Raw genomic sequence first — 13,364 nt, 5'->3', positions numbered from 1 at the left:
AGTGCTACGATTTATATAATTATAATGCTTTTTTATATAAAAAAGCACACCAAAAGAATCGGTCATGACCGATTTTAAAATTTTTAGTAAAATTATTGATTGATAAGTGTTAAATATTCATTAATTCTTTTGCTCATCACATAAATTTGTTTATTTGTGAATTTATCCATAGACACACCCTTAGGAATAAATCTTCTAATGTGTCTGTGGATATTTTCTATTGAACCTTTTTGGTATGAACAATATGCATCACATTTAAACAAATTGTTATTAGAAATAACTTCGTGCAAGCGCACGTTCTCGGAGCCGTTATCAACCGTTAATGTTGTTATTTTTATGGAATTAACTTTAATCATTTCAAGTAAAGCATCTTTCACTGCCTCAGAAGTTTTGCGTGATAATATTACATAAAGTTTTCTAGTTTTTCTATCTAATAAAGTTACCAAACAATTCTTATCCTTGCTTTGTCCAATCACAGTATCAAGTTCAAAATGACCTTCCTTTAATCTATGGTTGGCCTCATCAGGCCTTTGATGAATACTAACAGCATTTTTAAGAGAACTTTTTTGAACTTTTCTAGTTTTCTTGTGATATTTTCCTACAGAAAGAAAGAGCAAAATATCTATAGATAAATTAAACTCATTTGACTTTAAGCACTTGTATACAGTGCTAGGAGTAGGGCAGAAACTGTTAGGAAACATCTTCTTAAATTTATTAACAAGAGCTTTAGCTGAAACTTTGATTGCTCTTTTTGTAAAATCTTTATTGAATCTATTTTTCCTATAATAACTAACTTCAGATTTTCAAAATCTAATAAAATCTCTTCATTTATTTTTAATAGTCTTTGAATGAAGTCTTGTTCTTTTGGACTTATAAAGCATAAGATGTTCGGCAATTAATTGGAAATCAATATAGTTTACATAATTAATATATTGATCACAGTTGCGACAAACTTTTTTATATTTTTTGACAAAATCACCTTGATTTGTTGTTGAAATTTTCAATAACTTTTTAATGGTGTGTGTTTGAAATCCAATCACTTCTGAAACTTTAGAAAAATTCTTTCCTTCTTTGAATAATCTTAGGCATTCATTTAAATGAAGAATGTTCATTTGATTCGCTTTGAGTAATCTGTTATTTATAACTTTTGAATGAAGAATTCTGATTTCTTCTTCAGAATTTTTGATTAAATAGTGATTGTTTGGTAAATGTTTTTCTTTAGTTTTAATACACACAACTTTTTCAAGAGAATTTTTAATATTTGCTATAATCATATTGGTTCCTTTCTTATTTTTTTGCACTATAATTTTACTAAAAGGACCAAGAATATAAAACAGTCATGCAACAATTGTTGTATGACTGTTCTTTTTTACGATTCTCTATATATTAATTACAAAAATATGAAAATATGAAAAAACAAGGATTACTCCTTGTTACATTCTCCCTCTATTTTTTTAAGTTTTGGTTTAATTCTTTTAATTCAGCAAGAATTAACTCTTCTGTTGTAGGAACTTTAGGTGCAGGTGCTTCAGCAGCTTTAGCTTTTTCAAGTTTAGCTTTTTTAAAGTTGTAAATTAAGTAGTAAATTACTAAAACTACAAAAATGAATACAGTAACAATGATGAAGTTAAGTAATACTCCTAAGAATTTTCCAACTTTCATTCCTGAAACAACATAGTCATCTAAATTATTGTATTTAAGAATGTTTGTTGAAATATATGACATAATGATGTCGTTAGCTAAAGAACTAACAACAGCACCAAATACTGTTCCTAATAATAGACCAATAGCCAACATAAACATGTTTCCACGTTGAATGTGGTTTTTGGCGCTTTTTATAGCTTTCTTAAACATATGCTTATTATATATCAATTTAATTTTTAAGACAGTAAATAAATTTTATGTAAATAAGATTATGGTATTGTTTTTTATATATTTATTTTCTTAGTATTAATATCAACTGTTTTTATTTAATTAAATATATAATTTATTAGAATAAAATGATTGGAGTGAAAAAAATGAAAAAAACTATTGATGATTTAAAATTAAAAGGTAAAAAAGTTTTAGTTCGTGTTGACTTTAACGTTCCTATTAAAGATGGTGTTATTACTTCTACAAAACGTATTACAGCAGCTCTTCCAACAATTAAAAAAATTGTTAACGATGGTGGAAAAGCTATTCTTCTTTCACACTTAGGAAAAGTTAAAGAAGAAGCTGACTTAGCTAAAAGAAATCTTGAACCAGTTGCAAATGAATTAGCTAAACAACTTGGACAAGCTGTTACATTTGTTAATGCAACAAGAGGTGCTGAATTAGAACAAGCAATTAATAATATGAAAAATGGTGAAGTATTATTAATGCAAAATACTCGTTACGAAGACTTAAATGGTAAAGCTGAAAGTAAAAATAGTCCAGAATTAGGAAAATACTGAGCTTCGCTTGGTGATGTATTTGTTAATGATGCTTTTGGTACAGCACACCGTGCACACGCTTCTAACGTAGGAATTAGTTCAAATATTGCTGAAAATGCTTTAGGATACTTAATGGAAAAAGAAGTTAGTGCATTAAGTAAAGCTATCGAAAATCCTGAACACCCATATGTTGCTATTATTGGTGGAGCTAAAGTTTCTGACAAAATTCAAGTGTTAGAAAACTTAGTAAAAATTGCTGATAAAATGATTATTGGTGGAGGAATGGCTTACACATTCTTAAAAGCTCAAGGACACACAATTGGAACAAGTTTGGTTGAAGATGATAGATTAGAATTAGCTAAAGAATTCTTAGACAAATATGCTTCTAAAGTTGTTCTTCCAGTTGATCATTTAGTTGCTACTGAATTCAAAGATGTTCCTGGTATTGTTTCAGATATCGATATTAAAGATGGATACATGGGATTAGACCTTGGACCTAAATCAAAAGAATTATTTGCTAAAGAATTAATCGGAGCTAAAACAGTTGTTTGAAACGGACCTATGGGAGTTACAGAATTTGATAACTTCAAAGAAGGTACTTTAGAAGTTTGTCGTGCTATTAGTAAACTTGAAAATTGCTACTCAGTAGTTGGTGGTGGTGATTCAGTTGCTGCTGTACAAAAATTAGGTATGGAAGATAAATTCTCACACGTTTCAACAGGTGGTGGAGCTTCACTTGAATTACTTCAAGGTGTTAAACTTCCTGGATTTGAAGCTATCCAAGATAAATAATATATTTCTCTAGAGTAGATGTTTATCATCTACTTTTAATATATAATGTTGTTATTTTGATCAGGTTATTACATAAAAAGTTGACAATTGTATTGTCAACTTTTTATGTAATCATTAAATTAATAACCAAATATATTTAATGGTAGTTAAAACGAAAAATAAATACAGTAATAATAAAAAATATAAATATCATAATAATTAATAATCCAATTTTAATAGATTTTTTAGCTTGTTCAAATTTATAATTATCACTTGCTTTTACCATTTTAAATCAATTAAATAAAATTCAAAAAACGGTTAAAATAATGATAATAAAAGTTACTATTATTGCTAATAGTAAAACAAAATTTGTAATTTTACCTCCCAATTTAGTTATAATGTCAATATCTTTTGGTTTTTCTAAGATTTCCAAATTAAATAAATTCATTTTTTCTCCTTTTTATTATATTAAATTAAAATTTTTGAGTTATAGAAAAAAAGTCCATATAGAAAGAAACTATATATTTTGTAACATTGAAATTTACTTATAAATTTAATTTTATATGTGATTAAATTTATCTTTAATCAATATTTCTTTTTTGTATTTTCTTAATAAATTTGTAAATAATAATGTAAAATTTGCTTAAAACTATTTTCATTAGTTAATTCTTTTAATTTATTTTTAATGATATTTAATTTTTTTCTCATAAATTAAAATTAATATCATCAAAATTGAATAGCTTTCTAATATTAAAATTAAAAATAGTCAAATCAAAATCTTTAATGTAAAGTGTTTCATTAGTCAAAAAATCTTCTTTAGTCAGATTTGTTTTATCTAATTCAACATAATATTTTTTATTATCATAATTGTATTTAGTTGTATTTTTATTATTGATACAACTTACGCTTAAAGTCGTAGTAGTGACTGAAATAAGAAGCATTTTAAAATACTTCATATTTCCCTTTCACACTCCACTATAGACAATGCAGGCTTTCTAAGTCCCGACGTGCAAGTATTAATTAAATTATAACACTTTTTTATATTTACTAAATAAATATAAAAAAGCACTATATAGATAGTGCTAAGTCATCTTCTTTATTCTTATTTTGTTCTTCTCTTTTGTTTTGTTCTTTTTCTTTTTGTAATTGCTTTTCTAACTTCTTTTTGTATTTTGCTTGTTCATTTTCATAGTCTCAAGGACTAAATCAATATAGTTTATGTTCATTAGTATTAACAGTTCTTTTTCAAAATCTCTAATTTCTAAATATTCCTTACACTCATTCAAACTTCAATTTTCAATAGTCCTATAACTTAAATGTCCGTCGTGATAATCAATAAGTCATTGTTCATCATCTCAATTAGCAATATATTTTTCAAAATATTCATCAGTGAAACCTAGTAATATATTGTTAAGTAAAATATCCATAAGAGTTAAAAATCTAAAAGCTTCAACTTCATTAGTTAATTTACAATGTTTAATATTTCAATTTTCATCGATAGTTAATTTTTGAATTGCTAATGTTCCTTTATCCAAATTTTCTCTAATTTCAGTAAGTAAAGTTTTTAATTCATCAACAGTAAAATCATTAAGCGAAGAAATTTCATTTTTATCATAGATGCTGAAAAATTCTTCTTTATTCATACATGAGCATTATTAGTTTCAACGAGTGAGTAGTTATTAGTATCGATATTCTTTAGTAAAACTTCATTTTCTTTTGTGCTTCTATTAACTTTTAAACTACGACAAGTTGGATAATAAACATTTTCTCCTGCATAAACCATAACAAGCGGTCAATTGTTATTTAATTAATACGGATATGAGTAATTATATTACCATTATAATCATACGAGGCACTTTCAATTTTACACAAATTCTTCTTAGCTTCTCTTGTTAAACTTCACACTTGTTTTATCATTTTTTATTCATTGGTATGCTACTTACTTGTATTATTAAAACACAATTAACCTAGTTCATGTCGTATCTATAAAATTATGCTATTTTACCTTCTCAAGAAATATCTGTTTCTTTGTTTATTTCATCTATTACTTCATTTACAATGTTGAATTTTAATTTTTGAATAATTTCCAAAAAATTCTTTAATATCTTATTATTATTTAAAGTTATTTTTTTATAGATATCTACTGTTTTCGTAAAATCTTTTAGAAAAATTTTATGAATAAATGTATTTATTGTGGTTCAATTACTGTTAACAAATAAATAGAAATCACTTATACTTAATTTATCTTCAAAGAAATCGTAAAAACTCTTTATAAAAACATTGTTTGTACATAACTTTTCTAAAGTTTTTAACACACCATTATCAGATTTTAATAAGTTTTTGAAAATTTTTCGTAATTGTGAATTTTTAACTTCTTTATTTTCTTCATCATCTAATTCATCTTCTTCCAAAATTTCTTGGTTTTCTGGAATATCTACTTGACTATCAAATAATAAAGCATAAGTAAGACTTGCTTTTTCTGTTTTAGATATATATCTTATTGGACTATTAATCTTATGGTTTAATATTTTACAAAATTCAAGATATTCATTATCGAATGTAACGCAATTTTTAATAGCATTAAATACAATTAATTTTATAACATATTCTATAATAGTTCTAATTGATGATTGGATAGCGTTTATAAAGAATTTACTTTTTTCAAAATTTGTATTGTGATGTATTTGATTAATTAATTCAATCAAAACATCTGCTTTTCTTTTTTTAAGGTCTTTGATAATACCATTTGAGTAATGAAATTGAGTTAATCTACAATCAATTAAATCAATTACCTTTTTTGTACGAATTATTTTCTTATAAGATTTTAATTCGTTTTGGCTCATAAGCATAAATTTATTTAGAAATTCCTTCTTGGATATGTCTTCATTTACTATATTTAAATTTAAATGGTTAAAGAAAATATCTATTATTTCATTTTTGTTATCTGTGTTAAATCTTGTTGTTTGCATATTGTTTTCTTTTAACTCTTTAATAAAACTAAAAACATGTTCTAATTTAAATTGACCATTATTAATGTAATCTCTAGACTTAGCATCGAACTCTAAATCATAAAAATCTTTGTAATTTAAATTATCATCTATTAAGTTAAGTGTGGATTTTATTGTGTTTCTTATAAAATCTGGTTCAAAAGCTGTTGGTTGAGTATTTATCATTTCGTCTCTTAAAATAGCATCATCATCTTTTATATATGTAAAAAACTTGACCAAAAAAGCCGCTTTCTTATAATCGCTAAACATGGCGTTCTTTGATTTACTAAACAGAAAACGTGTTTTTTCTTCATCAATATCTTCCTGTTCAAATCACTTCTCATTATTGAACATAGTTCAAATATCATAATAGTATTTACCTTTATTTCAAGGCAATTGACCCACAGGCTTAGCTGGTGTATGCTTTATAAACAATGAATTAGAAATATCTTCATTTTTTGTAAACACATAATATTCATCAAAATCCAAATATTCCTTTATGTTCTGTGTGTCTATTTTATCTTTAATAGACAATAAAAATAAATATAATTTGCTTAATTTTTCTATATAAGGGTTAATACTTTCTTCGTTTATGTTATTATCTGTCAATTTTGGTATTAATTCAATATATTTATCAATATTTTTCATAATTAACAAACAACTTAACCTGCGATTACCTTCGATTACAATATAATGGTCATCATTTTTAATGAATTGAATTTTTTCATTCACTGAATGAAATCTATCTTTTATTGAGTAAAAAAGCTCATAAAAATTTTGCCTATTTTCATTATAAAGTTCAGAAATCTTTTCAATTTCAGTTTTTGTAGAGTAATTTTTATCATGTAATTTAAAAACATCCATGAAATTAAATTCAAGTTTATCAATTGTTTCAAATCTAGGGTTTCAAATTGCTAAATGTATGTTATCTAGATTTATTCTATTTTCCATATACACGCTCCCATAGTTAGTATTTTCTTAACATAATAATTTTATCTTTTTTAGTAGCTTTAGGTTTATTTTTTACCATTTTTAATACTTTTTTATTATCTTCAATTTCTTGTTCAAATATATCAATTAATTCAAATTTAACTTGATTTTTTATAATGCTTCAAGTTTCTTTTGCTAGTTCGAAATCTTTAACATCTCCAATAACAAGAAAAACATACCCATTCTTCTTAACTTTAGGATAAATATTTTTTAAATAACTAAGAATAAAATTACAATATTCACTAAAATTGTGCTTATCATCTAATTTAATCTCATTTTTTAAGTTTTCTTTTTCATATCCTAAAACTCATAATCTTAGTCAATTCGAATCGGTATAATTAACAACTTTTAAATATGGTGGTGAAGTAAAAATCATTTTAACACTCTCATCATCAATAAAATTTAACTCTTCTGTTGAATTTGCATAAAATATCTTTAAGTAATTTTCACTTGTCTCAAGTACTTCATCTCAACTAGAATTAACCCTTAATTTTAATAATTCAAAAACATTTCTATATGTAAGAATAAGTTTATTGTTTTTGATATAGTTTTTAACATAATTTGGAGACATTGATATTGTATTCGGCATCGAAACACTTAAATATATACTATTTCCGTCCTTTCTTTCGCTACCGTGTAGTATAGAAAGTAAAAAACATAAAATAGAATTATCTAAGTCATTATTATTTAATCAACTCTTACCTAATTTTTCTCTGATAAAAAATAGTTCAGTTAAAGTTTCTGAATGAAAAAATATTTTAATGTCCTTAAAAATGAAATTATCAAAATCAATTTTATAATTGTTCTTTCAAGCAAGATATTCATTTTCTAAATTATCTATTTGAATTAAAATGTCTTCTTTTGTTATATTCTTTATTGTTTTGAATTTTGAACATACATAAGCATATGGATTTAAATCATTACCAATGAAATTTCTTTTAAGCATTCTAGCAGCAACTAAGGTAGAACCACGACCTGAAAAATTGTCTACAACTAAATCATTTTCTTCGCTATATTTAGAAATGAAATAAACTGGTAAATCTAAAGGAAACATTGCTAAATAACTATTCAAGCTATTAACTCTTTTATATGAATTAAAATTTATCTTTTCTTTTTCTTCATTACTTAGTATCATATTTTCTCCTTATTCTATTGCTTGCTTGTATTGTTGTCTTAAAAGTGGAAGCATATTTTCTCATTTAAGTTCATTTTCAGGGTCAGTACTATAATGAGTTGGTAATTCAATATAATTGTGCACATAATTACCATTTTCATCCTTATTTAAATATTTAATAATTGTTGTGATATAGCTTAAAAAATCTAATCTAAATTTTGTACGACTTCCACTATCTCTATCTAAAAATATCTCTTCTAAATTCAATTCACTATTAAAATTACTTCACCTTTCGTTGTAATCAGCAAAAGTTAAATCTACACTTACTCATTTATTATCAATAAAGACTTCATTTCAAGCGTGTCCTCCACTACTTACTAACGGATTTCGTGTGTCGCTAAACATTTTACCACCAACAGTTCTAACAGGAATGTTGAGTAATGTGAGTGCTAGCGAGAGATTTTGACTGTATCCATAGCATTGAAGTGTTCTATCAGTTTCAAAAAGTGAAGCAGGATTATAAAAATCATTACCGTCAGTATTAAATGAAAATTTGTAATTATTATACATATACATAACATTACTTGTTATATAGAAACTAAGTGCTAAAATAATCTGTTTTTGATTTCAATTTTTAGAGATAAATTTACTTAAAATATTTTCTCAATTTTTGCGTCATTGAATGAATTGATTTCTTGTTATTTCGATATTTTCATAATTTTCTGAGTTAATATAATCATAATCATTTTTTATTAATTTACTAGTAGTTGGATAATCAAAAAGGTTATTAACACTTTCTTTATAAATAAATTTATTTTTTATTTTCAAATCCGAAAGTAAATTTTGTTCAAAATTAGAGAAGTAATTAGGTTGTTCAGTTAATAATTCGTAAGTCATAGGACGTGATATATGACCTTTTGTATTTACATGAGCATAATTCCAAAATAAATCAAAATCAAAATCAATAGGTAATCTATAGTTTTGAGTAATTCAATACTTATGAGTTTTTGAATTGTGTTCTTCTCAATTATTACCATAAATTTTCGAAACATAATTAAATATTTCTTTTGAAATGTTTTCGCTATATTTATAACCAAAAGTTTGACTAGGATATTTTCAATCATTTACGTTAATATTAAAGTTTTCATAATCTTTAAACTCATTAGCAATAAATTCATTTTTGAAGTCTTTGTAGTGATTAAATGCTTTAACATTTTCTAAGTTAATTTTTCCAATTTTCTCTTCATCATTAATTAGTCAAAGTCATTCATCATAATTTTTTAATCAACTGATAATATATTCGCTATCAAATTTAATAAGTCCGTATCTACTATCACGCATATATGGTAGTCTTCATTCAATGTTTTCAGCATTACCCGGACTTAAAGTAAATTTTTTGTCTTTAGTAATAAATCATTGCATAGTATGTTCTTTCACACCAAAATCAAAATGATTTTTAAAGTAGGTTAGTCTTTCAATGATTAATGGAAAGAAATTACCTTTACTAAAATATTCAATGTAATTTTTTAGTGTTTTAGTGATTAAATCATATTCGATATTTTTTATTTCTCTTTCATTAACTGCAAAATTAGCGTCGATTAATTTTTCTCAATTAATTTCTACATTAGCGGATAATTTTAATTCTTTAATTTTATTAACAGTATCAATTAATGTTGTTAATTTGTTTTTAGCATTCTCATTTAAAGTATTTAATGTAATGAAATGATGAATAATAACTCTTAAATTTCGGTATTCTAAACTAATATTTTTTATTAGATTATTCTTAATTATTTCGCTATCTATTCAGTTTAATTTTTCAATAAAGTTTTCCTTTAAGTAATTAAAGCACTCTTCTAATGCATTGTTATATAAAGAATTAATTTGATTAATTTTTTCAATACTAAAAATTTGATTATTAATAAATTCACTAACTTCACTATTAAACTGTTTAACAGCACTTAACTCATTTAATTTAGTATTAAGATATAAATCGTCATTAAAGTTTATGTATTTGTTTCTTAAATCAATAACTTCAGCTTTTTCATAAAAATCTTTATCTTTTTGTTTAACTGCTTGTGTTGTACCAAAACAACCAGTAGCACTTAAACTACTAGTTAGAGAAATTAAAGGTAAAATTTTCAATCACTTTTTCATATTTTAATTATATCATAATATTACTTTTATATAAATTTTATAAATAAAATTTATATAAATATAAAATAAGCAAGAAAAAACACCCTAAGGTGTTATTCTTCTCAACTAATTTCTAAAATTGTTATTGTATTCATTCCTTTATAAATATCTAAATCTCCTGTTATTGTAGTATCATAACCAGACGGTTTTGAAACACTTTTACTTTCCATAGTTCATCTATTAGTTGCTTCTAATGTTTTTGATGAAGTTGAAAAAGGTATATCAAAACTTAAACTTTGAGTTAAAATTTTTCAGTTTCATTTTTCATTTTCTTTAGTGTAAGTATCAGTAAAAGTTGGTACCATTCCACCATAAATACTTCCATTTGGTGTTCTAGTAATAGAAGTTCAATTTAAATCAAAATTTGCACTTGATTTTGGACTTAGTTCAATAGTTCCTATTCAACCACTACTTGCTTTAGTTAAATTAATTTCCTTTTGCACTCCATTAATTAGTAATTTGATTTTTGCGCTTTTAGCACTTTCTGGTATTTTAACTTTTTCTTTAATACCGTTTCTTAAAATGAATTTATTAGATACTTTACCATAATCACTTGTATAGTTATTTCCTAGTGTTGGTCCTGTTCCATTATTTTTAAATCATTGTGAAACTAGGTTAGTTTCTAAAGAATGTGTTTCATTATATTTTCAGCTATTAATAAGTGTGGATGCTTCGCTAGTAAGAGTATATTTTGGATACTCTTCAGTAAGTAAATCATATCCAATTATTACACTTTTATTACTATTAACTGGACTTGGAAGCGGAGCAGGTGGAGTAGGTTCAACAGGATTTGGTCTGTTATCTAATTCATTTTGCAAACGAATAATTTCTTTGTTTAAGTCTTCAATCTCAACTTTATTTTGAGCAATTGTACTATTAGCACTAGCTAATTCACTCTTTAATCTATCTCTTTCATTTTTTACACTGCTTAATTGACTGTTTAAACTGCTTACTTGTGAACTTAAATTAGTTTTATCTCTTTTTAAACTTTCAATTTCAGCTTCTAATTGACTGTTCGAACCACCTTGTTCTCTAAGTTGTCTTTCTAAATCCTTAATTCTTAAGTCTTTTTCTGCAATTTGTTTTTGATAATTAGCTTCTTCAGTTTTAAATTCATTAGTTTTAGTTTCTAATTCAGCAGCTTTTAAACTTAAATTTTGTTCTAAAGTTTGCTTAATTAATGTTAATTCATTAATTTTCTCTTTATTTTCACTATTTTCTAAACTTAAACTATTTAATTCAGAATTTACAGTATTTAACTCAGTTTTTAACTCATCAATTTCAGTATTTAATTCACTAATTTTTTGTGCTAAATTAAATACGATAGCTTCTAGTGGTAAAACACGAATATTTTTATAAGTTTCAATAATATTTTGTATTGCATCAATTGCAGTATAAAGTTTAGTCTGATTTTCACTTACATTTTCACTATCAATACTTTCGCTTACTAACTGATTTAAAATATCTAATTGAGTATGTAAGTTTTGTGCAACTTCATTTAATTCATCTAAATTTTCTTGTTCTAAACTAGAAAATAAATTAGTTAAAAGTTCTTTAGTGTGAATTAAAGTATCATTAAAATTATTTTGAATTAAACTTTCTAAATTAGTTATATTTTCTTTAGCAGTATTTAATTCACTACTTAAGGTATCGATTTGATTATTAGCAACTTGTATTTTTACTTGTAATTCAGCATTTTCGTTCATAGCTTGTTTATATCTAGCTACTTCATTGTTGTAATTTGTTCAATTTTCAAGGTTTTTATTGAAAAGTGCTTCATAATCTCTATTATTTAATGCTTCAATTAGCTTAGTAAAAGTTTTGTTTTTAATTGGAAAACTTTCAATATTAATGGTACTAAAATCATCAATATTTTTAGTTTTTAGTGCTTTTTCATAATCACTTTGTGCTTTATCTAAAGTTCTTTGTACTTTATTAGAATAGTCATTAATTTCATTAATTAGTGAATATGCTTCATTACGCATACTATTAGCAAATGCTTCTGAACTATAACTACTATAATCTCGATTAACAAATTTATATGCTATTTCTTTTAAAGTTTCTAAATAATCGATTTGATTTTTAGTTAAATTAATAGCTTGTTGCACCATATTTTTTGCAGTATTAAAGCTATTTTCAATAATTTCATCTTTTTGAGTAATAATCTCTTCTAATTCAGCAATTTTAGACGCATAAAGGGTATTAATCTGACTTAAAACGTTATTTAATTCTTTTTCAGATTGAGATATTCATTTTACTCCACTAGCAATTTCTTCAGCATTTTCTAGTGAGAGATTAAATCCAAAATCTTTAATTTCTTTAAGTCTATTAATGTACTTACTTAACTCATTTTGAGTAAAGATTGTACTATTATTAGTTTCTAATTCACTAATTTTACTTTCAATACATCTTACATATTCACTGACTTTATCCTTAATTCCTTGACGCATTTTTTCTAATTCAAGTTCAAAATCGACAGTTTCTTCAATTTCATTTCCAATATTAGTATCAGGGTTATTTAAACTCTTATAGTAATTTTCCAGCATTGTTTCATAATTATTATTTCTTTCTAAAATTGAATTTGTAATACTTTTAAAATTACCTAAAGTTTTCTCATAATTTTCTTTAAGTTTATTGTATAAAGTGTTTAAGTTATTTAACTCAGTAGTTAATTGTTCTTTTTCTTCAATTAACTTCTCTTTTTCACTAGTTAAATTAGAAATTTTTAATTTCAGTAATCTAATTTCTTCATCCTTTTGTTCAATTGTTTTAACCGCAGTGCAATATTTCACACTAAGCGGAATTAGTGTAGCAGCTAAAACTGCAGCAGTACATAAAGCGCTTATACTTATTTTAATTTTATTTGTAATTCTTTTTTGTTTCATATTTCCTCGTTAA

Annotated in this window: 10 protein-coding genes; 1 reads left to right on the top strand and 9 read right to left on the bottom strand. The window is 24.6% G+C overall.

The features are described from left to right. Window positions 1-92 precede the first annotated feature (92 nt). Both FOY43_RS01130 and FOY43_RS01125 read right to left on the bottom strand, forming a co-directional pair. On the bottom strand, window positions 93-1,301 hold the full coding sequence (locus FOY43_RS01130) for an IS30 family transposase (protein ID WP_146308596.1): 1,209 nt from the start codon (window positions 1,299-1,301) through the stop codon (window positions 93-95). A 145-nt stretch (window positions 1,302-1,446) separates the two neighbouring features. Next, the gene (locus FOY43_RS01125) at window positions 1,447-1,854 is read right to left on the bottom strand and encodes an MscL family protein (protein WP_146308737.1); all 408 of its coding nucleotides are present in this window, start codon (window positions 1,852-1,854) and stop codon (window positions 1,447-1,449) included. 164 nt (window positions 1,855-2,018) lie between these two features. Here FOY43_RS01125 and FOY43_RS01120 point away from each other — a divergent pair, with 164 nt between their 5' ends. Next, entirely contained in the window at window positions 2,019-3,203 is a 1,185-nt protein-coding gene (locus tag FOY43_RS01120) for a phosphoglycerate kinase (RefSeq protein WP_146309215.1), read from the top strand. A gap of 136 nt (window positions 3,204-3,339) precedes the next feature. On the opposite strand, the gene FOY43_RS01115 is transcribed toward FOY43_RS01120, so the two are convergent. The 7 genes from FOY43_RS01115 to FOY43_RS01085 form a co-directional block, all read right to left on the bottom strand. After that, window positions 3,340-3,630, bottom strand: coding sequence for a hypothetical protein (locus tag FOY43_RS01115; protein ID WP_146308736.1), 291 nt, complete (start codon window positions 3,628-3,630; stop codon window positions 3,340-3,342). Window positions 3,631-3,874: 244 nt separating this feature from the next. Further along, window positions 3,875-4,138 (bottom strand): hypothetical protein, encoded by a 264-nt coding sequence (locus tag FOY43_RS01110; RefSeq protein ID WP_146308735.1) that lies wholly within the window; start codon window positions 4,136-4,138, stop codon window positions 3,875-3,877. Window positions 4,139-4,336: 198 nt separating this feature from the next. Next, entirely contained in the window at window positions 4,337-4,825 is a 489-nt protein-coding gene (locus FOY43_RS01105) for a hypothetical protein (protein WP_146308734.1), read from the bottom strand. A 348-nt stretch (window positions 4,826-5,173) separates the two neighbouring features. Further along, a complete protein-coding gene (locus FOY43_RS01100; protein WP_146308733.1) occupies window positions 5,174-7,120 on the bottom strand; it encodes a hypothetical protein in 1,947 nt (648 codons plus the stop codon). Window positions 7,121-7,136: 16 nt separating this feature from the next. Then, window positions 7,137-8,294, bottom strand: a complete 1,158-nt coding sequence (locus FOY43_RS01095) for a DNA methyltransferase (RefSeq protein WP_146308732.1) — start codon at window positions 8,292-8,294, stop codon at window positions 7,137-7,139. Between the two features lie 9 nt (window positions 8,295-8,303). After that, window positions 8,304-10,427: a transglutaminase-like domain-containing protein gene (locus tag FOY43_RS01090; RefSeq protein WP_146308731.1), complete on the bottom strand. Its 2,124-nt coding sequence runs from the start codon at window positions 10,425-10,427 to the stop codon at window positions 8,304-8,306. A 92-nt stretch (window positions 10,428-10,519) separates the two neighbouring features. After that, on the bottom strand, window positions 10,520-13,351 hold the full coding sequence (locus tag FOY43_RS01085; RefSeq protein WP_146308730.1) for a hypothetical protein: 2,832 nt from the start codon (window positions 13,349-13,351) through the stop codon (window positions 10,520-10,522). Window positions 13,352-13,364 lie beyond the last annotated feature (13 nt).

It is taken from the genome of Mycoplasma anserisalpingitidis (genome assembly GCF_007858495.1).
Taxonomy (GTDB): Bacteria; Bacillota_I; Bacilli_A; order Mycoplasmatales; family Metamycoplasmataceae; genus Mycoplasmopsis; species Mycoplasmopsis anserisalpingitidis_A.
Note: the sequence above shows the minus strand (reverse complement) of the source record. Positions and strands in the feature narration are given on the sequence as shown.